This window comes from Kitasatospora sp. NPDC018058, assembly GCF_044327205.1.
GTDB lineage: Bacteria > Actinomycetota > Actinomycetes > Streptomycetales > Streptomycetaceae > Kitasatospora.
This window is the reverse complement of sequence record NZ_JBIRFA010000004.1, coordinates 58030-79368: the sequence shown is the minus strand read 5'-3', so window position 1 is coordinate 79368 and position 21339 is coordinate 58030. Positions and strand designations below refer to the sequence as shown.

General features: G+C 72.4%; 22 protein-coding genes and 2 pseudogenes. 11 read left to right on the top strand and 13 right to left on the bottom strand.

Translation table 11 applies throughout. From position 1 onward, the window contains the following. Positions 1–18 precede the first annotated feature (18 nt). Positions 19–516 carry a hypothetical protein gene (locus tag ACH4E7_RS07190; protein ID WP_396248001.1) on the top strand — a complete coding sequence of 166 codons (498 nt, stop codon included), beginning with the start codon at positions 19–21 and terminating at the stop codon, positions 514–516. Position 517: 1 nt separating this feature from the next. Here the strand turns inward: ACH4E7_RS07190 and ACH4E7_RS07185 are convergent, their stop codons facing one another. Next, entirely contained in the window at positions 518–1000 is a 483-nt protein-coding gene (locus ACH4E7_RS07185) for a hypothetical protein (RefSeq protein WP_396248000.1), read from the bottom strand. A 240-nt stretch (positions 1001–1240) separates the two neighbouring features. On the opposite strand from ACH4E7_RS07185, the gene ACH4E7_RS07180 reads away from it, so the two are divergent. The 4 genes from ACH4E7_RS07180 to ACH4E7_RS07165 all read left to right on the top strand — a co-directional run bounded on the left by ACH4E7_RS07180 (position 1241) and on the right by ACH4E7_RS07165 (position 3677). Further along, positions 1241–1396, top strand: coding sequence for a hypothetical protein (locus ACH4E7_RS07180; protein ID WP_396247999.1), 156 nt, complete (start codon positions 1241–1243; stop codon positions 1394–1396). Positions 1397–1470: 74 nt separating this feature from the next. Next, complete coding sequence (locus tag ACH4E7_RS07175) at positions 1471–2178, top strand: 4'-phosphopantetheinyl transferase family protein (protein WP_396247998.1); 708 nt, start codon at positions 1471–1473, stop codon at positions 2176–2178. A 120-nt stretch (positions 2179–2298) separates the two neighbouring features. Further along, the gene (locus tag ACH4E7_RS07170; RefSeq protein WP_396247997.1) at positions 2299–2781 is read left to right on the top strand and encodes a DUF2269 family protein; all 483 of its coding nucleotides are present in this window, start codon (positions 2299–2301) and stop codon (positions 2779–2781) included. A gap of 71 nt (positions 2782–2852) precedes the next feature. Continuing rightward, positions 2853–3677, top strand: coding sequence for a helix-turn-helix domain-containing protein (locus ACH4E7_RS07165; RefSeq protein ID WP_396247996.1), 825 nt, complete (start codon positions 2853–2855; stop codon positions 3675–3677). Positions 3678–3835: 158 nt separating this feature from the next. On the opposite strand, the gene ACH4E7_RS07160 is transcribed toward ACH4E7_RS07165, so the two are convergent. Then, positions 3836–4819: an Lrp/AsnC family transcriptional regulator gene (locus ACH4E7_RS07160; RefSeq protein ID WP_396247995.1), complete on the bottom strand. Its 984-nt coding sequence runs from the start codon at positions 4817–4819 to the stop codon at positions 3836–3838. 112 nt (positions 4820–4931) lie between these two features. Between ACH4E7_RS07160 and ACH4E7_RS07155 the strand changes: the two genes are divergently transcribed. Next, the gene (locus ACH4E7_RS07155; RefSeq protein ID WP_396247994.1) at positions 4932–5738 is read left to right on the top strand and encodes an inositol monophosphatase family protein; all 807 of its coding nucleotides are present in this window, start codon (positions 4932–4934) and stop codon (positions 5736–5738) included. Here ACH4E7_RS07155 and ACH4E7_RS07150 read toward each other — a convergent pair. The 6 genes from ACH4E7_RS07150 to ACH4E7_RS07125 form a co-directional block, all read right to left on the bottom strand. After that, positions 5731–6612: an amidohydrolase family protein gene (locus ACH4E7_RS07150; protein WP_396247993.1), complete on the bottom strand. Its 882-nt coding sequence runs from the start codon at positions 6610–6612 to the stop codon at positions 5731–5733. The genes ACH4E7_RS07155 and ACH4E7_RS07150 overlap by 8 nt on opposite strands. Further along, entirely contained in the window at positions 6609–8243 is a 1635-nt protein-coding gene (locus ACH4E7_RS07145) for an acyl-CoA dehydrogenase family protein (protein ID WP_396247992.1), read from the bottom strand. Before ACH4E7_RS07145 ends, ACH4E7_RS07150 begins: the two co-directional genes overlap by 4 nt. Beyond that, positions 8227–8865, bottom strand: a complete 639-nt coding sequence (locus tag ACH4E7_RS07140; protein WP_396247991.1) for a TetR/AcrR family transcriptional regulator — start codon at positions 8863–8865, stop codon at positions 8227–8229. Before ACH4E7_RS07140 ends, ACH4E7_RS07145 begins: the two co-directional genes overlap by 17 nt. A gap of 220 nt (positions 8866–9085) precedes the next feature. Continuing rightward, positions 9086–10588: a S28 family serine protease gene (locus ACH4E7_RS07135; protein ID WP_396247990.1), complete on the bottom strand. Its 1503-nt coding sequence runs from the start codon at positions 10586–10588 to the stop codon at positions 9086–9088. 277 nt (positions 10589–10865) lie between these two features. Then, entirely contained in the window at positions 10866–11720 is an 855-nt protein-coding gene (locus ACH4E7_RS07130) for a trypsin-like serine peptidase (RefSeq protein ID WP_396247989.1), read from the bottom strand. A 141-nt stretch (positions 11721–11861) separates the two neighbouring features. After that, complete coding sequence (locus ACH4E7_RS07125; RefSeq protein WP_396247988.1) at positions 11862–12491, bottom strand: TetR family transcriptional regulator; 630 nt, start codon at positions 12489–12491, stop codon at positions 11862–11864. 143 nt (positions 12492–12634) lie between these two features. On the opposite strand from ACH4E7_RS07125, the gene ACH4E7_RS07120 reads away from it, so the two are divergent. The 3 genes from ACH4E7_RS07120 to ACH4E7_RS07110 all read left to right on the top strand — a co-directional run bounded on the left by ACH4E7_RS07120 (position 12635) and on the right by ACH4E7_RS07110 (position 14251). Next, positions 12635–12790 carry a hypothetical protein gene (locus ACH4E7_RS07120; RefSeq protein WP_355673998.1) on the top strand — a complete coding sequence of 52 codons (156 nt, stop codon included), beginning with the start codon at positions 12635–12637 and terminating at the stop codon, positions 12788–12790. Between the two features lie 61 nt (positions 12791–12851). After that, entirely contained in the window at positions 12852–13199 is a 348-nt protein-coding gene (locus ACH4E7_RS07115) for a DUF4190 domain-containing protein (protein WP_396247987.1), read from the top strand. Between the two features lie 167 nt (positions 13200–13366). Beyond that, the gene (locus tag ACH4E7_RS07110) at positions 13367–14251 is read left to right on the top strand and encodes a metallophosphoesterase family protein (RefSeq protein ID WP_396247986.1); all 885 of its coding nucleotides are present in this window, start codon (positions 13367–13369) and stop codon (positions 14249–14251) included. 33 nt (positions 14252–14284) lie between these two features. Here ACH4E7_RS07110 and ACH4E7_RS07105 read toward each other — a convergent pair whose 3' ends face one another. From ACH4E7_RS07105 to ACH4E7_RS07095, 3 genes and pseudogenes are all read right to left on the bottom strand, one after another. After that, positions 14285–16831 (bottom strand): ATP-dependent Clp protease ATP-binding subunit, encoded by a 2547-nt coding sequence (locus ACH4E7_RS07105; RefSeq protein WP_396247985.1) that lies wholly within the window; start codon positions 16829–16831, stop codon positions 14285–14287. 71 nt (positions 16832–16902) lie between these two features. After that, positions 16903–17597: pseudogene (locus tag ACH4E7_RS07100) on the bottom strand (VIT family protein). Positions 17598–17610: 13 nt separating this feature from the next. Then, positions 17611–18177 carry a MarR family winged helix-turn-helix transcriptional regulator gene (locus ACH4E7_RS07095; protein ID WP_396248226.1) on the bottom strand — a complete coding sequence of 189 codons (567 nt, stop codon included), beginning with the start codon at positions 18175–18177 and terminating at the stop codon, positions 17611–17613. 98 nt (positions 18178–18275) lie between these two features. Here ACH4E7_RS07095 and ACH4E7_RS07090 point away from each other — a divergent pair, with 98 nt between their 5' ends. Continuing rightward, the gene (locus tag ACH4E7_RS07090) at positions 18276–18992 is read left to right on the top strand and encodes an SDR family NAD(P)-dependent oxidoreductase (protein WP_396247984.1); all 717 of its coding nucleotides are present in this window, start codon (positions 18276–18278) and stop codon (positions 18990–18992) included. Here ACH4E7_RS07090 and ACH4E7_RS07085 read toward each other — a convergent pair. After that, a complete protein-coding gene (locus ACH4E7_RS07085; RefSeq protein WP_396247983.1) occupies positions 18989–19603 on the bottom strand; it encodes an HAD family hydrolase in 615 nt (204 codons plus the stop codon). The two genes, ACH4E7_RS07090 and ACH4E7_RS07085, sit on opposite strands and share 4 nt — an antisense overlap. 64 nt (positions 19604–19667) lie before the next feature. On the opposite strand from ACH4E7_RS07085, the pseudogene ACH4E7_RS07080 reads away from it, so the two are divergent. Next, positions 19668–19805 (top strand): annotated as a pseudogene (locus tag ACH4E7_RS07080) (site-specific integrase); the annotation flags it as partial. 257 nt (positions 19806–20062) lie between these two features. On the opposite strand, the gene ACH4E7_RS07075 reads toward ACH4E7_RS07080, so the two are convergent. After that, positions 20063–21337, bottom strand: coding sequence for a restriction endonuclease (locus ACH4E7_RS07075; RefSeq protein ID WP_396247982.1), 1275 nt, complete (start codon positions 21335–21337; stop codon positions 20063–20065). Between the last annotated feature and the right edge of the window lie 2 nt (positions 21338–21339).

Sequence of the window (21339 nt, the reverse complement as noted above, 5' to 3'; positions counted from 1 at the left end):
AACACGGGGAGGTTGTGCGTGAACATCGAACTCGGCCCGCTCAAGCCCGATCCCTCCATGCTGGCCCTCGGCCTGGCCCAGTTCTTCCTGTTGACGTGGGCACTCGGCTTCCACCTGCTCCCGCGCGTCGAACGGGTCCGGGCCCAGCGGTGGGACGCGACCGAGGGCCGCGCCGAACGCGCGGAGGCCGTCCGCGCCGAGGCCGAGGCCACCCGGGACGCCGCGCTGCGGGAGATCGGCGCGGCCCGGCACGAGGCGGCCCGGATCCGACAGGAGTACGCCGAGCGGGGCACGGCGGCGATCGCGGCGGCCCGCGCCGAGGGCCTCCGCGACCGCGACCTGCTGCTCGCGACCGGGCGCGCCCGGATCGCCGCCGACCGGGCCGAGGCGGCCACCCGGCTCCGACGGGACGTCGGCGGGCTGGCCGTCACCCTGGCCGGCCGGGTGGTCGGCGAACCGGTCCACTCGATCGCCGCCGAACGGCGCACGGTGGACCGGTTCTTCGAGACCCACTGAGCTACCCGACCGCCAACTCCGCGACGAGCTTGCGGTAGACGTCGAAGGCCGGCTTGCGCGTGTAGTCGTCGCGCAGCAGGCCGAAGCGGTGGAACAGTCCGGGGCCCGCGCTGTCGGCGTCCCGCAGGGCGAAGAAGGTGTAGCCGACGACGGTGAGTTCGGCGGCCACCCCGGCGACCGCTCGGACCACCTCCTCGACCACCTGGGCCTGCCGCGCCTCGCTCCGCCCGGGGCCGGTGGGCCAGCCGTTCTCGCAGATCCGCGGCGGGACGGCCGACCCGATCCCGGCCCGGGGCAGCGCGTCGACGCGGAAGCCGGTGAGCACCGCCCGTACGGCGTCGGCGAGTTGGCCGGAGGGGACGGACCAGAAGACGTCCGGGAAGAAGTCCACGCCGACGTAGTCCAGGGCGCGGTGGAAGCGGTCGTCGGCGAGCTCGCCGAGCTCGCCCCAGAAGGTGTCGGCGGCGGCGCCGAAGGACGGCACCGCGTTGAAGCCGACCGCCAGCCGGTCGTAACCGCAGGCCAGCGCCTCCTCCTTGGCCGCGATGACGCCCTCGACCAGCGCCCGGCGGACGTCCGGGATGCCGCCGAGCGCGCCGAGGCCGCGCTGGCAGCCGTCCTGGCCGAGGAGTCGGGGGCCCGGGAGTCAGGGGCCGGGGAGTCGGAGGCCGGGGAGTCGGAGGCCGGGGAGGATGACCCGCTCCCCCGGGTGGTGGCCGGCGCCGTGGCCGGGGCCCATCGCGCGGTGCTCGCCGAGATCCGCCGGGCGATGGTCGCCGGAGAGCCGATCGAGGCGGTGCGCGCCCGGGTCGAGGCGGTGGTGGACCGGGCCTTCGGCCTGCTCGCCTCGGGGCTCGCGGACTACCCGCCGAAGCACTGACCCTGGCGGCCCGCCTCTGGCCCCGCCCGGCCCGCGCACCACGTCCGGCCGCCGACCCGACTAGGTTGGACGGCATGACCACCGAGGCCCAGGACCAGAGCGCGCCGCTCGTCGCCGTCGCGTCCGCCGACACCGTACTGCGGCACCCCGAGGCGGGCGAGCACCTGCTCACCGACATCGAGCGGGCGCGCGCCGAACGGTTCCGGCACGAGTCCGGGCGGATCGACTTCACCGCCGGACACGTCCTGGTCCGGCTCTGCGCCGCCCGGCTGCTCGGCGTCCCGGCGGCCGAGCTGACGCTCGCCCAGGAGTGCCCGGACTGCGGCCTCGCCGACCACGGCAGGCCCTATCTGCCGGACCACCCCGGAGTGCACGTGAGCCTGTCCCACACCCGGGGCGTGGTCGCGGCCGGCGCCGCCCACCAGCCGGTCGGGGTGGACGTCGAGCTGGCCGCCCGGGGCGGCTCGCTGCGCACGGTCGCCCGGCGGGTGCTCGCCCCGGCCGAGCTGGCGCTGGTCGAGGCGGCGCCGGAGCCGAACCCGGCCTTCCTGCGGCAGTGGGTGCGCAAGGAGTCACTGATCAAGATCGGGCGGGCCACCCTGGACACCCTCGGGCAGATCGACCTCTCCGCCCTGCCACTGGACGTCCCGCCCGGCGCCCCGCTGCGCAGCCGGTACCAGGACCTGCACCTGCTCGACTGGGCGGACCCGGAGCACGGCGCCGCCGTCGCGGCGGTCAGCACCGCCGCGCCGACCATCGTGGACCTGGCGGCGGCCGGTTAGCCGCCGGGGCACCCGAGCGCGGGGCCACCGGATAAGCGGTGTTAGCGTGCCTGGTCGTGGGCGCGCCGACGACGCGCGCCCGCCGACCCAGCTGCCCACCGGATCAAAGGGTGCCCCGCCATGGCCAAGTTCCTCCTGAGCCTGCACGTCCTCGCGTCGGTCCTGTTCATAGGCCCGGTCGCGGTGGCCGTCAGCATGTTCCCGCGCCGGGCGAAGGCCGCCCTGGCCGGCGGGCCGGACCAGGCCTCGGACGCGGGCGTGCTGCGCGTCCTGCACCGGATCACCCAGGTCTACGCGCTGCTCGGCGTCGCGGTGCCGGTGCTGGGCATCGGCCTGGCGCAGGTGATGGACGTGCTCGGGCAGTCCTGGATGATCGCCTCGATGGTGCTCACCGCAATCGCCGCGCTCTCGCTGCTGCTCTTCGTGCTGCCCGGCCAGCAGGCCGCCGTGGACGCGCTCGGCCTCGACCCGAAGGACGAGCAGCACACCAAGGCCGTCAGCGGCCTGCGGATGCTGCCGATGACGGCCGGGGTGTTCAACCTGCTGTGGGCCGTGGTCGTGGTGCTGATGATCATCCGTCCGGGGTCGACCACCGGAGCCTGACCGGCCCCGCGCGGTCCGGTCCGCCCTGCCCCCCTCCCGCCGCCGGGTCGGTTCGAGTACCGTCCTTGGCCATGACGATCATGGCGGGCATGGGCAGCCCGACGGGGACCGGAGTCGGCCCGTTGCTGCGCGGTTGGCGGGAACGACGACAGCTGAGCCAACTGCAACTGGCGCTGCGGGCGGACTCCTCGGCCCGGCACCTCAGCTTCGTCGAGAACGGCCGCTCCCGCCCGAGCCGCGAACTGGTGCTGCGGCTGGCCGCACAGCTGGACGTCCCGGTGCGCGAGCGCAACACCCTGCTACTGGCGGCCGGTTACGCCCCGCACTACCCCGAAACGCCGCTGGACGACCCGAGGATGGACGCGCTGCGCGGCGGCATCGAGCGGCTGCTCGCCGCCCACGACCCGTACCCGGCGGTGGTGGTCGACGGGACCTTCCGGGTGCTGGCGGCCAACCGCTCGCTCGCCGTGCTGCTGGACGGTGTCGCCCCGCAGCTGCTCCGACCGCCGTTCAACGCGATCCGGGCCACCCTGCACCCGGACGGGCTGGCGCCACGCATCGTCAACCTCCGGCAGTGGCGGCGGCATCTGCTGGAGCGGATGGAACGGCAGCTGGAACTGGTCCACGCCGAGCCGCTGCGGCAGCTGTACGAGGAGGTCAGCGGCTACCCCGAGGCGGCCGACGACCCGACCGGGGGCGCCGTCGAGGACGGCCGCCCGTTCGCGCTGCCGCTGCGGATCCGGCACGACGGGCGGGTGCTGTCCTTCCTGTCCACCATCGCGACCTTCAACACCCCACTGGACGTGACCGTCTCCGAGCTGGCCATGGAGACCTTCCTGCCGGCCGACGCGGAGACGGTCCGCTTCCTGCAGTCCGTGGTGGGACCGGAGCATTGATGCCTCAGATGCGGCTGCCGTTCCGCCGCAGGGCGGTGAGCCGGAACACGGCGAACCGGGCCACCACGGCGGCCTGGGCCGGGATCCCGATATCTCGCGGGTAAGGGCGGCGGCCTCGCGGGTAAGGGCCTCGGCCTCCTACGTCAGGCCCCCTCGGCTCACGGCCGTTGCCGGATCGGCACGCCCGCCCGCTTCACCGCGCGGGCGGTGATGGTGGTCTCGGCGCGGGTGACACCGAGCGGGCCGAGGGTGTCGGTGAGGAACCGGTAGAGGCCGCCGTGATCCGGGCAGAAGATCACGGCCAGCAGGTTGGTCGGACCGCTGGTGGCGAAGACGCCGTGCACCTGCGGGTGGCGGGCCAGCTCGGTGCCGACCTCGGCGAGCCGGCCGGGCGGGACGTCCAACCAGAGGTTGGCGTCCACGGCCATGCCGAGCAGCCGCGGGTCCACGGTCGCGTGGGTGCGCAGCAGCCCGACCCCGTCCAACCGGTGCAGCCTGCGCCGGACGGTCGACTCGGGCGCGCCGACCGCCCCGGCCAGCACGGCGTGGGACTGCCGGGCGTCCTCGCCCAGCCGTTCCAGCAGCGCGCGGTCGAGCTCGTCCAGCGGCGGGGGTGCGGTGGGGCGCGGCGGGACGGGCCGGGCGAGGGCGGCCACCTCCTGCTCGGTCAGATAGCCGGCCTGCCACTGCCCGGCGTCGGCGAAGGCGTGCAGCACGGCGTGGGTGGTGGTCTCGGTGACGGCGCCGGTCGCGGGCAGCTGCCCGTACAGCAGGCGGTCCCGGGAGCCGGCGTCACCCAGCATGACCGCGCCGATCTCGTGGCCGCCGAGCATCACGTCGACGAAGGGGATGTCGGGGCGGTCGGCCAGCGCCCGGGCGATCGCGTCCACCCGGCCGCGCAGCACCCGGACCCGCAGCAGCAGCGCGCCCACGGCGGCGTCCTCCACATCGGGCATCCGGACCACCCGCAGTACCCCGGCCTGCCGCATCCGGCCGAGCCGGCGGGTGACCGTCCGGGCGGAGACGCCCAGCACCTCGGCGATCCGGCCGGGCTCGGCCCGTCCGTCCAGCTGGAGCGCGCAGACCAGGCGGCGATCGAGGCTGTCCAACACGATGTCCGGATCGGTCGTTTCGAGGTCCATGGTGTCTGATCTCCGTCATTCACGGTCCTTGGAGCGTCCCGTTCGGCAGGCTTGACGGTACTCCTTGTCCTGGGCGGCCGGAGCGAACCGGCCCGGGAACGGAGGAGTCGCCGTGACGGACGAGCTGTGGACGCTGGCGGAGGGTGTGGAGGCCGCGGTGCGCGAGGTCGGCGGGAAGCTGGCGGCGCGTCGGCCGGACCAGCCGACCCCGGGACGGACGGTGGCGGAGGCGATGGCCGCCTTCGCGGAGCTGGACGGCTCGGCCGCCACCGAGCTGCGCGAGCGACTGACCGCGCTGCGCCCGCAGGCCGGCTGGGCCCCGGAGGAGCTGGACGGCTCGGTGCCCGGCGAGGGCGAGTGGTGGTTGTGCGACGCGACCGACGGCGCGGTGCAGTACCTGCTGGGCCAGCCGCACTGGGCGGTGACGGCGACGCTGGTGCGGGACGGAGCAGCGGTGCTGGCCGTGGTACACGCGCCCGAGCACGCCGGCGGCCGGACGTACCGGGCGGTGCTGGGTGGCGGGGCGCAGCTGGACGGGCGGCCGATCGCCCCGCTGGAGCGGGAGTTGGCGGTCACCGTCGCCGCCACCAGCCAGCCGCCCCGGGTGGCCGACGACCCGGTGGCACTGCGCCGGGCGGGCGAGTCGCTGTCCGCGATGGCGGGCGCGGCACTGGCGGTGCGCAACCTCGGCCCGACCGCGCTCCAGGTGGCCCAGGTCGGCTCCGGGCATCTGGCGCTGTTCTGGCAGTACGGCGCGGACGCGGGCAACCTGCTGCCCGGCGCGCTGATCGCGAGCGAGGCGGGCGCGGCGGTGACGGACGCCGCCGGGGCGGCCTGGACGGCCGACTCCGACGGCTTCCTCGCCGCCGCGCCCGGGCTGCACGCGGACGCGCTGGGGGTGCTGCGTTCGGTCAGCTGAGCTTGAACAGGGCGGCCGCGTTGTCGTGGCAGACCGCCCGCAGCCACTCCTCCCCCAGCCCCAGCCCGGCCAGTGCCTCCAGCTGGTGGACGTACCGGTACGGGATGTTGGGGAAGTCGCTGCCGAGCAGGACGCGCTCCCGCAGCCCGCGCAGGCGCGGCAGCTCGTCACGCGGGAACGGGGCGTCGGCCTCGGCGAAGTCCGTGAACGCCATGGTGGTGTCCAGCCGGACTGCCGGGTGGCGCTCGGCCAGGTCGAGGAAGTCGCGGTACTCGGACATGCCGAGGTGCGCGACCACCAGGACCAGTCCGGGGTGCCGCTCCAGTACCTCGCCGATCGGGCCGGGGCCGGTGAACTCGCCCGGCACCGGCCCGGATCCGCAGTGGGTGACCACCGGGGTGCCGGTGTCGGCGAGCAGCCCCCAGACCTCGTCCAGTCGCCGGTCCGCCGGGTGGTAGCCGCCGACCTGGAGGTGCGCCTTGAACACCCGGGCGCCGTCCTCGACCGCCCGCGCCACGTACCCGGCCGCCCCGGGCTCGGGGAAGAAGGTCGCGGTGTGCAGGCAGTCCGGGGTGCGGGCGGCGAAGTCGGCGGCCCAGGCGTTCAACCAGGCGGCCATGCCCGGCTTGTGCGGGTAGAGCATCGAGGTGAACGCCCGGACACCGAACTCCCGTAGCCGCTGGACCCGCTGCTCCTCGGCCTCGCGGTAGGTGATCGGCCAGGGGCGGTTCACCAGCGGGCCGGCCGCGTCGAAGTACGCCCACACCTTGTCGAGGACGTTCTTCGGCATGAAGTGGGTGTGCACGTCGATCAGCCCGGGCAGGCCCAATGCCTGCCAGAACTCCCGTACGGCGGTGGCTTCTCGATCGGTCACGCGGGCACCGGGCGGGCCCGGTCGATGATCCCACCGGCGTCGACGCCGGGCGGCAGGGTGCCGAAGGCGGCACCGTGGTCGCCGCCCAGGCGGGTGGCGCAGAAGGCGTCGGCCACCGCCGGGCTGCCGTACCGGACCAGCAGCGAGCCCTGGAAGGCCAGCGCCATCGACTCGACCAGCCGCCGGGTGCGGAACTCCAGGTCGGTCACGTCGCTGAGCTGCTTGCGCAGTTCGGCGACCGCCGCGTCCAGTCGGCGGTCCGCGCCGGCGGCGGCGTCGAGTTCGCCGAGGAAGGCCTCGACCGTCTCCGGGCGCTTGGCCATGGCACGCAGCGCGTCCAGGGCGGCGACGTTGCCGGAGCCCTCCCAGATCGACACCAGCGGCGCCTCGCGGTAGAGCCGGGGCATCCCGGACTCCTCGACGTAGCCGTTGCCGCCCAGGCACTCCAGCGCCTCGGCGGAGTGCACCGGGCCGCGCTTGCACACCCAGTACTTGGCCACCGCCAGACCCAACCGCCGCACCAGCGACTCGGTTTCGTCCCCGGCCAGGGCGAGGTCGGTGGCCTGGGCGAGCCGCATCGCGACCACGGTGGCGGCCTCGGACTCCACCACCAGATCGGCCAGCACATTGCGCATCAGCGGCTGGTCGACCAGCGCCTTGCCGAACGCCCGCCGGTGCAGGGCGTGGTGAACGGCCCGGGTGGTGCCGTAGCGCATGCCGGAGGCGGCTCCGACGGTGCAGTCCAGGCGGGTCATGTTGACCATCTCGATGATGGTCGGCACGCCCCGGCCCTCCTCGCCGACCAGCCAGCCGACCGCGCCGTCATACTCCAACTCGGCGGAGGCGTTGGACTTGTTGCCGAGCTTGTCCTTGAGCCGCATCAGGTGCAGCCGGTTGCGGCTGCCGTCCGGGAGGATGCGCGGCAGCATGAAGCAGCTGAGCCCGCCGGGCGCCTGGGCGAGCGTCAGGAAGAGGTCGGACATCGGCGCCGAGGTGAACCACTTGTGACCGGTGAGCCGGTAGGTGCCGTCGGCGTGCGGGGTGGCGGTGGTGGTGTTGGCGCGGACGTCCGAGCCGCCCTGCTTCTCGGTCATCGACATGCCGGCGATCAGCCCGCGCTTGGTGCGCGGCTCGCGCAGCCCGTAGTCGTACTCGGTGGCGGCCAGCAGTGGCTCCAACTCGGCGGCCAGGGAGGCGTTCTGGCGCAGGGCCGGGACGGCGGCGTAGGTCATCGAGATCGGGCAGGTGTGACCGGCCTCGACCTGGCCCCACACGTAGAACTTGGCGGCGCGGGCGGAGTGGGCGCCGGGACGCTCCTCCCGCCAGGGCGCGGCGTGCAGACCGTACGAGACGGCGGTGCGCATCAACTCGTGCCAGTGCGGATGGAACTCGACCTCGTCGATCCGGTGGCCGAAGCGGTCGTGGGTGCGCAGCACGGGCGGGTTCTCGTTGGCCAGCCGGGCCCACTCGGCGGCCTGCTCGGAGCCCGCCAGACGGCCGAGCTCGCGCAGCTCGGGCTCGGCCCAGCCGGCGCCGGCCCGGTCCAGGGCGGCGAGCAGGGTCGGGTCGGCGGCGGTGTCGTGTCCGTACGGCAGGGGCACCTGGTTGGTGACCTCATGCGTCGCTGTCATCGCGTCCTCCCAGGGCACGCAGGGTGAAGGAGACCAGGGCGGGGACCACCGTGGTCCTGTCGCTGTGTTCGGGCCCGGCGCTTTCGATCGGCGCAGCGGCGAGCGGGCCGGCCAGGGCCTCGCCGACCGCGCCGACCAGGGCGGCGGCGGTCAGCACCGGGTCCTGTTCGGGGAGTTCGCCGCTCGCCACGGCGGCGGCGATCTCGGTGGCGATCACGTCCCGGAACGCCCGCCGGAAGACCAGGCGCTCGCCGTCCACCACCGTGTCGGCCGGCTCGACCAGCAGCGCGTACGCCAGCCGGGGCGCGCGCAGGGCGCGGGCGGCGAAGGTCTCGACCACGGCGGCGATCCGCTGCTGCGGGGTGTCCCGGCGGGCGACGGCGGCGTTCACCGCCTCGATCTCGCGGGTGACCACCCGGCGGAACAGCTGCACCGACAGCTCCGCCTTGTTGGCGAAGTGCTGGTAGAGGCTGCCGGTGGCGATCCCGGCACGGTCCGCCACGGCGGCCATGGTGCAGCCGCCGTAGCCGCGCTCGGCGAGCAGACCGACCGCCGACTGCAGTACCGCCTCGCGCTGGGCGTCCAGGCGGGCTTGCACGGCGGGGGTGCGTCGGTAGGCCATGGAAGCATTGAAGCACTGATTCACTGCTTCGGGGAGGGGGTCGGCGCGGGGTCCGGGGGCGGGGACACCGGGGATGCCGGATACGGGATACGGGGCCGGATACGGGATACGGGATACGGCAGGAGGCCGCCCCGGGCGGGACGGCCTCCTGGTGTTCCTGGTCCTGCTGGTCCTGCGGGTCGTGCTGGTCCCGCTGGTCCTGCTGGTTCGCTACTGGGAGTTACAGCGGGCGGCGCTCCTGCTCCAGCCGCTGGCCCTCGACGTCGAGCGGGCCGAAGGCCGGGACCGACTGCGGCGACTTGGCCAGCGAGCGGGCGGCTTCCTGGTCGCCCAGGCCGGCCCACTCCAGCACCTTGGCGGTGGCCTCCGCCGACTGCTCGGCCGGCAGCTTGCTGATGTTGGAGCCGTGGTTGCCGCCGGGCACGCTGTAGACGTAGCTGTCGTCACTACCCTGACCGAGGCGGAACGGCTTGGCGCCCCACGGGTCGTTGCCGCCGTAGACGAACATGATCCGCTCGCCCTCGCGCTTCACCCAGCGGTCGATGTCCGGCATCGCGTACGGGTTGAAGACGGTCGGGATCTCCTTCGGCACGTAGGAGCGGGCCGAGTAGAGCTCCTTGTAGTCGTAGTGCAGCTGGTCCTGCAGGTAAGCGACGTCGAAGAACGGCGCGCCGAGTTCGGTGGCGGCCTGGTAGTAGTACGCGGTGTACTTCGCCAGCGACTGGTCGCTGTTGCCGGTGATGCCCGACTGCGAGTCGTACCACGCGTACAGCTCGTCGTCGGTCGCGGTGGCGGCCACCGGGACCTTGGCGCAGTCCGACTCCAGGCTGTACTGCCAGAACGCCCAGACCACGTCGAGCACACCGGCCTCGTAGGCGCGGTCCGGGGTGCCGAGGGTGTTGAAGGTGGAACCCGCCGCCTTGTTGTCGGCGATGTAGCGGGGCTCCAGGCGGTCGCGGCGCACCAGCAGCTCACGCTGGGCGGCGTTCAGCTTGGCGCGGCACTCCGTGGTACCGACGGTGCGGAAGAACTCGGTGTAGGCCGAGTAGTCGTTGATGTCGGTGTTGTTCGGCGCGACATAGGCAATGGTGCCCGCCACGTCGTCCGGGTAGAACCGGCGGTAGAAGGTGGAGGACATGCCCCCCTTGCTGGCGCCGGTGGAGAGCCACTCCTGCTGGTAGATCCGCTTCAGCGCGGTCACCAGCTTGTGCGAATCGGCAGCCTGCTGGCGGATGCCGGCCTTGGACCAGTCGGCCGGCTCGGGGCGCGAGGGGGTGAAGAAGCGGTACTCGATGGAGACCTGGTTGCCGTCCACCAGCCGGGTCGGCTCGGTACGGGACGGGTTGGTGCCCAGCGTGTACCCGTTGGTGTAGAAGACGGTCGGGCGGTCGTAGCCGCGGTGCAGCACGCTGAAACGCTGCTGGAAGGTGCCCAGCCAGGGGCGGAAGTGGTCGATCGGCTGGGTGTAGGTGGCCAAGAGGTAGCGGTGGCCGGTGGTGGTCGGCTTCTCCTCGGTGATGGTCACCCCGGGGATCGCCGCCAGCCGGTCCTTGATGTCGGCGTTCGGGTCGTCGGCCGGGCTGCGCCCGTGGGCGGCCCCGGCCGTCTCGGAGGTCCCCGCGCCCTGGCCACCGGCGGCGGAGGCCGGGGTGGCCAGGCCGCCGATCGCGAACATCGGTATCAGCAGGACGGAAACCAGCAGTCTTCTCAGCTTGGCGGTCATCAACTCTCCATCGGATCAACGGACATGACAGCTGCCTCGTCGGCACAACTCTGCGGTGCGGGTGGTGCGGCGGCCGCCTCATGGACGGCCGAATGGGCCACCCGCTGGTCGCGGGTGGCCCATCGGGGGAAGGTGCTGGTCAGTGGGGTCGCCTCGGTTCCGTCGACTGCTCGGGCGGTCGCCCGCTGATGGGGTGCGGTGCGGGCGGGTCAGGGCTTACGGTCGGGACAGGTCTTACGGTCGGGTCGGGACTTGCGAAGCGGGGCTCCGGGTGGGCCTACGGGCGGGCCAGGGTGCAGCCCGGGAGGGTGAGGTCGAGGCGGTTCCCGGCGGCGAAGCAGCTCGGGATGATGTAGGTCTCCTGGGCGTAGCCGATGCCCTGATGGACCGTCACCGCACCGGACTGGTCGACCTCGCACGGGTTGTCGAGCGTGCAGGACTCGCCGTTCTCGTTGATCGTGTTGTTGACGGCGACGACCTGGCCGGTGTTCGCGTCGACGACCGGCGAGCCGGAGGTGCCGCCGATCACGTTGCAGCCCGAGGTGTAGCGGACCGAGTCCTTCATCGTCCAGTCGGCTTCCTTGAGCTGGTAGGCGAAGCCGTCGATCGAGCAGGAGTAGATCCGCTTCCAGTAGCCGGAGACCACCCGGATGTCGGTGCCCTGGACAGGATGGTCGGCGGAGACGGTCAGCGGGGCGATCCCGGTCTGGGCCTGGATCGAGTCATAGCTGGAGTCGAGCTGGTAGATCGTCACGTCGGTGTCGGTCATCGCGCTGTAGACCACCTTGGTGGCGGTCAGCGTGGCGACCTCACCGGCGGAGCCGTCGAGCAGGGTGAAGGTGCGACTGGACGGCTGATCGACGATCACCTGACCGGGGCCCGGCATGCCGGTCTCCAGACAGTGGCCGTTGGTGAGCACGAGTCCCGGGTCGCTGCCGGTCGAGCCGGGCATCCGGACCAGCGAGCCCGAGCAGTTGCTGAGCGCGACCGTGCCACTGAAGTCGACGGCGTCGAAGGCCCGGGCGGCCTTGGTGGTCACGGCGCCGGCGGCCTGGGCCGGGACGGCCCCGGTCAGTGCGGTGGCTCCGGCGACCAGGACCGCGGTGAGCATGCCTATGAGTGGCTTCTTCATGAGAGACCTCTCGGTGTGGGGGTCCCCCAAAATTGTCGTGGACATGACGACATGTCAAGGGGTCCGCCCTCACGGAGTGGCCATTCGGCACACTAGGGCACGTGGTCGGGCGCCGTCAGGGGTTCCGGCCGACCCGCACGGTCAACTCCCCTGCCAATGGCGCCGACCGAGGCTGATCAGGCGCAACTGGAGCCGGGCGGTGGCGGCGATCCGCCGCTCCCGGGTGGGGTCGGCCTCCTGGGCCTCCAGGAACGCGGAGGCCGTCGACACCATGTGGTCCACGTACAACTCGGCGAGCATCCGCAGGTCCCGCTCGCTCCACCCCCGCGAGACCGGCTGGAGCGCCAGGGCGGACCCCACCTCGACGGCGAAGCGCCCGAGTTCGGCGTCGATCGCCTCGCGCACCGGCCGGACCCCGCCGTGCCGCTCGCGTGCCAGGAAGCGCACATGTGACCGGTGTTCACGAACGTGCCGCTGGATCACGTCCACCGCCCGGTCGATCAGCTCCTCGGCGCCGCCGGCCTCGGCGAGCACCGAGCGGATCATGACGTGCAGGCTGGCCAGCGACTCCTCGACCAGCGCGACGCCGAGGGCGGCGAGGTCCGGGAAGTGCCGGTAGAAGGCGGCCGGGGACAGTCCGGCCTCGCGGGTGACCTCGCGGACACCCAGGCTCGCCAGGTTCTGATCGGCCAGCAGGTGCAGCCCCGCATCCAGCAAGGCTCGCCGACTCTGCTGCTTCTGGGCCTGTCTGACCCCTACGGTGTGACTCACGCCATTCAGTAAACAGTCGTTTGCCGAACTTGGCCAGCCGGGCGTACATTGGGACCCGAACTCGGTGAACACTTGTCAACCGAAACACAGTCGAAATGCGGCCGAAACCGGCGCAGCCGCACCCGCAGCTGAAGGAGCCAGCCGTGATCCTGTTCTCCGCCCTGGTCGCCATGGGCGTCCTGATCGGCACCGCCGCCCACCTGCCCCTCCCGGCCTTCCTCACCGCCGCCGCCGCGATCGCCGCCTGGCTGCTCGCCTTCGGCGCCCGTGAGGGCATCGCCCGCCTGCGACACCGCTGACCCGGCCGCTCCGGCCACCCCAGCCGACCCGTCCACTCCCGCTGAGAGGACCCGCCACGCCATGAGCACCGTCACCGAAGGCGCCATCACCACCCGCGCCGCCGCCACCCGCACCGCTGCCACCCGCGCCGTCGACAACGCAGCCGACCGGGCCGCCACCGGCCGTCAGGGCACCACCGAGGCCGACAACCTGGCCATCGCCTCCTTCCTCCTCGGCCTCCCGGGCCTGCTGCTCTTCAACATCGTCCTGGGCCCGATCGCCATCACCCTCGCCACCCTGGCCCTGGTCCGCGGCACCAGCCGCCGCGGCCGCGCCGTCCTCGGCCTGGCGCTCGGCATCGCCTCGCTGGCGATCCTCGCCGTCACCGCCGCCACCTCCCACGGTGTGCTCATCGACATCAGCTCCTGAGGTGCGCCGCCGAGAGCTCCTTCCGGGGTCCGCAGTCGAGGTCCGCCCCTGAGCCGACCTCAACTCCTCGTCTCAGCCCTCGAACGGCTGATCCCGTCAAGCCCGCCCATGACCCCGGCCCGCCACGTAGGGTGGCCACATCGGCCGGGTGAACACAGGGGGCAGGAGTGACCACCGAGATCCACAGCGACGCACAGCCGACGTCCACCGGGACGGGCGGTCGGCTGCTCGCGGTGAGCGATCTGCACATCTCCTACCAGGAGAACCGCGACCTGGTGGAGAAGCTCCAGCCCACCCACCCCGACGACTGGCTGCTCGTCGCCGGGGACGTCGCCGAGCTCACCACCAGCATCGAGTGGGCGCTCGGCCTGCTCGCCGAACGCTTCGCCCGTGTGGTGTGGGCGCCCGGCAACCACGAGCTGTGGACCCACCCCGAGGACCCGGTCCAGCTCCGCGGCGTAGCCCGTTACGAGCACCTGGTGGAACTGTGCCGCGGCCTCGGCGTCATCACCCCCGAGGACCCGTACCCGCTCTGGCAGGGCGCCGGCGGCCCGGTCCGCATCGCCCCGCTCTTCCTCCTGTACGACTACTCCTTCCGCGCGCCGGGCACGACCACCAAGGAGGAGTCCCTGGCGGCCGCCTACGAGAGCGGCATCGTCTGCGCCGACGAGCGGATGCTCCACCCCGACCCGTTCCCGGACCTGGACTCCTGGTGCCGCGAGCGCGTCCGGCTGACCGAGCAGCGGCTCGCGGCCTGCGACCCGGACGTCCCCCTCGTCCTGGTCAACCACTACCCGACGGTCCGCCACCCCACCGAGGTCCTCTGGTACCCGGAGTTCGCCCAGTGGTGCGGCACCGAGCTGACCGCCGACTGGCACCGCCGCTTCAACACCGCCGCGATGATCTACGGCCATCTGCACATCCCGCGCAAGACGAACTACGACGGAGTCCCCTTCGAGGAGGTCTCGCTCGGCTACCCGCGCGAGTGGCGCAAGCGCGGGCTGCCGGACCCGCTCCTGCGAGAGGTGTTCCCGCAGGCCGCGGCGGACTGATCCCAGGGTCGCCGGTCCCCGGCACGGGCGAGGTCAGCTCCCGGCGGCAGCTGCCTCGGCCCGCGCCTTCTCCTCCGCCTCCGTGGAGGTCGCCGACGCCTCCGGCCGCGCCAGTGTCACCACCAGCTCCCCGTCGCTCATGTCCGCGATCAGGGTGTCCCCCTCCCGGACGGTGCCGTCCAGCAGCAGGTTGGAGATCCGATTGTCCAGCTCCGACTGGATCGTCCGGCGCAGCGGCCGGGCCCCGAACTCCGGCTGGTAGCCGCGGTTGACCAGGAACTCCTTGGCCGCCTCGGTGACCTCCAGCCCCACGTCCTGCGCCCGGAGCCGGCGCCGGGTGCGCTCCAGCAGCAGGTCGACCACCGACACCAGGTTCTTCCGGGTGAGCGCGTGGAAGACGATCACCTCGTCGATCCGGTTGAGGAACTCCGGCCGGAACTGCCGGCGCAGGTCCCGCATCAGATCGTCCCTGATCCGGTCGACGTTCCCGGAGTGGTCCAGGATCCGCTGCGATCCGATGTTGCTGGTCATGATCACCACGGTGTTGCGGAAGTCGACCGTACGCCCCTGGGAGTCGGTGAGCCGTCCGTCGTCCAACACCTGGAGCAGCAGGTTGAAGACGTCCGGGTGGGCCTTCTCCACCTCGTCGAAGAGCAGCACGCTGTACGGCTTGCGGCGCACCGCCTCGGTCAGCTGCCCGGCCTCCTCGTAGCCGACGTACCCGGGCGGGGAGCCGACCAGCCGGGAGACGGTGTGCTTCTCCTGGAACTCGCTCATGTCGAAGCGGATCATCCGGTCCGGGTCGCCGAACAGCAGCGCCGCCAGCGCCTTCGCCAGCTCGGTCTTGCCGACACCGGTCGGCCCGAGGAAGAGGAAGGAGCCGGTCGGCCGCTCCGGGTCGCCCATCCCGGCCCGGCCGCGGCGCACCGCCTGGGCGACGGCACTGACCGCCTCGTCCTGGCCGATCACCTTCTCGTGCAGGTGCTCCTCCAGCTTGAGCAGCCGCTCCTTCTCGGTCGCGTTCAGTTCGGCGACCGGGATGCCGGTCCGGGAGGACAGCACCTGCGCGATGTCGTCGGCCGTCACGTCGACGACCTCCTCGCGGGACTCGGCGATCGCCGCCAGCTCGTCCTCGGTCTGCCGCAGCTCGGTCTTCAGGTTGGCGGCCCGCACGAACTCCTCGTCCGCGACGGCCTCGTCCAACTCCCGCTTCAGCTTGGTGATCCGCTCCTGCACCGAGGTCGCCCCGGTGGAGCCGCTGAGGCTGCGCAGCCGCACCCGCGCGCCGGCCTGGTCCAGCAGGTCGATCGCCTTGTCGGGCAGGAAGCGGTCGCTGACGTACCGGTCGGAGAGCGTCGCCGCCGCGTCCAGCGCCTCGTCGCTGAACCGCACCTGGTGGTGCGCCTCGTACGCGTCGCGCAGCCCCTGCAGGATCTCGATCGTCTCCTCGACGCTCGGCTCGGGCACCAGCACCGGCTGGAAGCGGCGCTCCAGCGCCGCGTCCTTCTCCACGTGCTTGCGGTACTCGTCCAGCGTGGTCGCGCCGACCACGCTCAACTCACCGCGCGCCAGGGCCGGTTTGAGGATGTTGCCGGCGTCCATCGAGCCCTCGCCGCCACCGCCCGCGCCGACCACGGTGTGCAGCTCGTCCAGGAACAGGATCACGCTCTTCTCGGCCGCCGTGACCTCGTCGATCACGTTCTTCAGCCGCTCCTCGAACTCGCCCCGGTACTTGGAGCCGGCCACCAGCGCGGTCAGGTCGAGGGCGACCACCCGCTTCTCCCCGAGGCTCCGCGGCACGTCCCCGGAGACGATCCGCTGCGCCAGGCCCTCGACGATCGCGGTCTTGCCGACGCCCGGCTCGCCGATCAGCACCGGATTGTTCTTGGTCCGCCGGGAGAGGATCTCGACGGTCTGCTCGATCTCCTCGGCCCGCCCGACCACCGGGTCCAGTCGGCCCGAACGCGCCTCCTCGGTGAGGTCCCGCCCGTACTCGTCCAGCGTCGGCGTCTCGCTCGGGTGCGCGCCCGCGCTGCTGCGCTCCCCGCCGGTGCCGCGCCCCTCCAGCACCGACTTCAGCGCCTCCTGCGAGGGCGCCGCGTTGCGCAGCGCCGTACCCGCACCCGAACGCTCCTGTTCCAGCAGCGCGCCGAGGATGTGCTCAGGCCCGATGTACGAGGCACCGACCGCCTGCGAACGGGCGTGCGCGGCGAGCAGCGCGCGCTTGGCCGAGGGGGTGAGCGCGGGCTGCCCGCCCAGCGACTCCGGGCCCCCGGACGGCATCGCCTGCTCCAGGTCCCGGGACAGCCGATCCGGGTCGATGCCCGCGCGCTCCAGCATCCGCCGCGACGGCTCCACCCGGGTAGCCGCCCAGGCCAGGTGCGCGGTGTCGAGATCGCTGCCCCCGTCCTCGACCGCGCGCTGTGCGGCGAACGCCAGCAGTTCCTGCGAGGACTCACTGAGCAACCGCCCGATCGGCACCCGCTGCACAGCGGGCGGGGATGCCAGCGGACTCATCCCGAAGAACCGGCTGAGCAGGTCGGAGAACGGATCGTTCGATCCGAACGGGGGAATGGTCACGGCGTTTCACCTCTCCCAAGCGGTTTGCAGCCACACAAACACAGGCCGCGTTCACCCGCCTGTCGAGCGCATCAGCCGGCGATGCGGTCCAGCAGCACGCCCCCGCTGTACGTCACCGCCATCGCCAGCAGCCCGCCCGCGACGTTGCGCGTCACCGCCCGGCCCCGCCCAGCCGGGCGCTGGTCCAGCCCGAGAGGGTCAGCGCGAGCACCACCGCGGCCGCCGTCACCCCCAGCCGCCACGACTCCGGCGGCAGCATCACCGCCAGCAGCGGCACCAGCGCGCCCAGCGTGAACGCGGCCGCGCTGGCCAGCGCCGCCTCCCAGGGGTTGGTCAACGCCTCCGGGTCGATGCCGAGTTCGGTCTGCGCGTGGGCCGCCAGCGCGTCCCGCTCGGTCAGCGCCGCCGCCACCTCCCGGGCCAGGCCGTCGGTCAGCCCGCTGTCCCGGTAGTAGTCGGTCAGTTCGTCGAGCTCGCCCTCCGGGTCCTCCGCCGACTCCCGCCGCTCCTTGGCCAACGCGGCCCGCTCGGTGTCCCGTTGGGTACTGACCGACACGTACTCGCCGACCGCCATCGACATCGCCCCCGCCAGCAGCCCGGCCACCCCCGCCGCGAGCAGCGCAGTACGGGAACCGGCCGCACCCGCCACCCCGGTCACGATCCCGGCCGTGGAGACCACGCCGTCGTTGGCGCCCAGCACGGCCGCCCGCAGCCAGTTCAGCCGCGCCGACAGCTCCGCCCGGGTCTCCCCCGGCTGCTCCGCCATCCGCCCACCGCTCTCAGGGGTCCGTATGGTCCCCCCGAGCCTCGCCCGGCCCCTCCGGCCCCGCCACCCGCAGCCGTACATCGGCCAACAGCTTGTCCAACAGGCCGGCCAGGGTCGCGCGCTCCGCCTCCGACAGGCCGTCGACCAGCCGCGCCTCCCGGCCCAGCACCACGTCCACGGACTGCTCGACCAGCACGTGCCCGGCCGCCGTGAGCGACACCACCACCGCCCGGCGTCCGTGCTCGGCCGGCTCCCCGGGCCTCCGGACGACCAGCCCCTGCGCCTCGGCCCGGGCCACCCGCTGCGAGATCGCCCCCGCCGTGACCAGGGTGCGCCGGGCCAGTTCACGGGTGGTCAGTGCGTACGGTTCACCCGATCGGCGCAGCACGGAGAGCAGGTCGAGCGTCGCGGCGTCGATCCCCGCGGCGCGCAGGGCCCGGGACCGGTCGTCGGTGAACAGCTTGGCGAGCCACCAGACCGGAGTGACGATCCCGATCGAGTCAGTGGGCGTCCCCGGCCGCTCCCGCCGCCAGGCCTCGGCGATCTGAGCCGCCGTCACCTCGATCGCCACTTCCCCCACCTCGACCGCCGCTCCCGCCGCTTCGTCGGCTGCCGCTTCCGACACCGTTGACACCCCCGCTACGTTTAGGCCTAAACATACATCCCGGGGAGGAACCCATGGCCCGCACCGTCCTGATCACCGGCGGCACCAGCGGCATCGGCCGCGCCACCGCCGAACTCTTCGCCGCCGACGGCGACCGCGTCCTGATCACCGGCCGCCACCGCGACACCGTCGAGCGGGCTGCCGCCGAACTGTCCGTCGAAGGCATGCCGTGCGACGCCGCCGACCCCCGACAGGTAGCTGAACTAGCCGACCGTGTCCCCAAGTTGCACGTCCTGGTCAACGCCGCCGGCGGCCTGCCCACCCCGGCCCCCGCCGACCTCCCGCCGCTCGACGCCGTCCTCGCCGACTGGCAGGCCAACCTGGCCCAGAACCTGCTCGGCGCCGTCCTCACCACCACCGCCCTACGGCCCGCCCTCGTCCCCGGCGGCACCGTCATCAGCATCGGCTCCCTCGGCGCCGAACGCCGCGGCGGCGCCTACGGCGCGTCAAAGGCCGCACTCGCCGCCTGGAACGCCGCGCTCTCCGCCGAACTCGGCCCGCTCGACGTGACGGCCAACGTCGTCTCCCCCGGCTACATCGAGGACACCAACTTCTTCCAGGGCGCCATGACCCCCGAACGCCGCGCCGCCCTCATCGCCGAGACCCACACCAACCGCCCCGGCACCCCCGCCGACGTCGCCCGCACCGTCCACTTCCTCGCCTCCCCGGGCGCCCGCCACCTCACCGGCCAGACCCTCCACCTCAACGGCGGCGCCCACACCACCCGCTAGTTCAACACCGGCGCCAAGGCCCGCCGCAGATCCTCCGGCCCCCGGTACAGCACCCCGGCCATCCCCAAGGCCACCGCCGCGTCCACGTTCTCCTGCCGGTCATCCACGAACAGGCACCGCTCCGGCGCGGCCCCGGCCCGCTCCGCGGCGATCTCGTAGATCCGCCGTTCCGGCTTGGCACTGCCCACCCGCGAACTGTTGACCACCTCGTCCGCCAGATCCGTCAGCCCCATCCGCGCCAGGTCCTCGTCCAACCACACCGTCGCGTTGGTCACCAGCACCACCCGGCAGTGCTCCCGCACCCGCCGCAGCAGCTCCACCACCACCTCGTCCGCCCAGAACGGCGAGTTCGCGAACGCCTCCGCCAACCCCCGCGCCGCCCCCTCCGGCACCCGCCCCGTCAGCCCGCGGGCGATCGACTCCACCCACTCGGCCTTACTGGTCCGCCCCAGCAACAACGGCCGGTCGTTCTCCGGCGCGAACCCGACCGCCGCCGTACTCCCGACCCCCACCCCCGCCGCCCGTTCCAACGCGGCCACCCCGGCCCCGTCGAAGAACCGGATCACACCGTCCACATCGCACAACACCGCATCAAACGCCCTGGTAGTCACCCCACCTCCCTACCACCGAGATCGCCACCCCCGACCACCGGGGGTGCGGCGTCACGGGGGAGGGCGGGTGGTGATGGAGATCCTGGGGCACTCTCAGATCGCCGTGACGATGAACGTCTACACGCACGTCTCGGAGGAGACCCGGCGCGAGGCGCTCGGGCACATGGACCGCCTCCTCAAGAGGCGCCGCAAGGCGGGCTGACATCAGCAGTTGTCGTCAGTCGTTGCAGTCAAAAGGCCCGCAGCATGATCGCTGCGGGCCTTTTGCGCTGGTGGGCGCGGACGGTTTCGAACCGCCGACATCCGCTTTGTAAGGCTTGGCGTGCGCCACCCGCTCTGACCTGGACCCCGCCCGACCTGCCCGTTCCCCGGCCACCGCACCGCCGGCGCCCGCAACTTACCGTCACGTACCGCCCGATCTGGCACACCTGTGGCACGCGGAACGTCATCCGCGGCAGCTCAGTCGAGAAGGATCTCCTCGGGCCTCCGGTTGAGCACTTCGAGCGAGCGGCTGCTCAACAGATCCTCGACACAGCCCATCAGATCACCGCCGTGATCCTTGCCAGCGATCTCGTACAGCTCCTCGATCAGGTCCTGCCCGTTGATCAGCAGCACCGGGTACTGGTCTTCGACCATCTCCAACTGCGCCGGCTCCGAGTACGACCCGGTGGTGACGTACACGCCGATCCATCCGCGCCGGAGCCTAGCCACAACCCGGGCGATCTGCTCGGCTGACACCAGGCTGTCCGGCTTGATGCACTTCGCCTGCCCCAGAACGACCAGCTTGGTACCGGCCAGACCACTGCCGAGGTCCAGCCGACCGACGAAGTCCGCCCCACCGTCCCCCGACCGGCGGGTGAGCCAGCCCTCGTTGTACCTGTGACCGGACGCTCGCATCACCTTCGCAGCGACGACCGCGGCCACCACTTCGAATGCGTGCTTGTCGCTGTCGAACCGCTTGTAAACCGCCTGAAGGTCTGCCTCGACCGAGCTGCCCGGAGTCGGCCTCTGATCGCGAACCTTGACGACCTGCGAGCGTGCCACCCGCCGGCGCACCTTCGGCAGCACCGAGCGACCGTGCTTCACCCACTCCCGCCATGCCGCGGGCGCCAGTTCCAGGACCTCGGCATCGGTCCGATCGGGATCACGCCGCGCGGTGATCCAGTCCCAGTCCAGTTTGTCGTCCTCCGCGGTGAGGTCGATCACCACGAGATCGAAGACGTAGTTGGTGAACGTCGTTTGCGCGGGCCCACCCCACTGGACCACCCGCTCCGCCCGCTCGATCAGAGCGACGCCACAGAACTGGACATGCCCCTTGACCTTGCCATTCTTCGACACCGACCGGAACAGCAGCAGCGGCGCCGCGCCAGCCCTCCCCTCGGCTGTGGGGGCCTGGTGGCTGTCGAACGCCTCCAGCAATGCCGCGTTGCCTGTGGTGGTACCGACCGGCTTCGCCATCTCCGGTTTGTGGTCACCGAAGTAGCGAACGTGCCCGTTGTCGATGTCGAACACGTCGTGCCACGGTGTCTGCTCCGATCCCGCCTTCCACGGACTCGACCGGATCATCACCGCCGGCCGCCTCATCCCAGGGCCCGCCTTGACCTTGGCCATCGCGTTGATCCCTGCTTCAAGCAGAGCCCGCTTCTGACCGGGGCTGTCCGTGACGAAGTAGAAGTTGTCGAACCCATCGACCGTCGCTGGCGCCGTGTCCTTCGAAGCCGTGTACCGCAGCACGT

Excerpts from the sequence above, each read along its gene's own strand:
- ACH4E7_RS07175 (WP_396247998.1), top strand. The coding sequence starts at position 1,471 with ATGACCACCGAGGCCCAGGACCAGAGCGCGCCGCTCGTCGCCGTCGCG.
- ACH4E7_RS07170 (WP_396247997.1), top strand. The coding sequence starts at position 2,299 with ATGGCCAAGTTCCTCCTGAGCCTGCACGTCCTCGCGTCGGTCCTGTTC.
- ACH4E7_RS07165 (WP_396247996.1), top strand. The coding sequence starts at position 2,853 with ATGACGATCATGGCGGGCATGGGCAGCCCGACGGGGACCGGAGTCGGC.
- ACH4E7_RS07160 (WP_396247995.1), bottom strand. The coding sequence starts at position 4,819 with ATGGACCTCGAAACGACCGATCCGGACATCGTGTTGGACAGCCTCGAT.
- ACH4E7_RS07145 (WP_396247992.1), bottom strand. The coding sequence starts at position 8,243 with ATGACAGCGACGCATGAGGTCACCAACCAGGTGCCCCTGCCGTACGGA.
- ACH4E7_RS07140 (WP_396247991.1), bottom strand. The coding sequence starts at position 8,865 with ATGGCCTACCGACGCACCCCCGCCGTGCAAGCCCGCCTGGACGCCCAG.
- ACH4E7_RS07135 (WP_396247990.1), bottom strand. The coding sequence starts at position 10,588 with ATGACCGCCAAGCTGAGAAGACTGCTGGTTTCCGTCCTGCTGATACCG.
- ACH4E7_RS07130 (WP_396247989.1), bottom strand. The coding sequence starts at position 11,720 with ATGAAGAAGCCACTCATAGGCATGCTCACCGCGGTCCTGGTCGCCGGA.
- ACH4E7_RS07115 (WP_396247987.1), top strand. The coding sequence starts at position 12,852 with ATGAGCACCGTCACCGAAGGCGCCATCACCACCCGCGCCGCCGCCACC.
- ACH4E7_RS07090 (WP_396247984.1), top strand. The coding sequence starts at position 18,276 with ATGGCCCGCACCGTCCTGATCACCGGCGGCACCAGCGGCATCGGCCGC.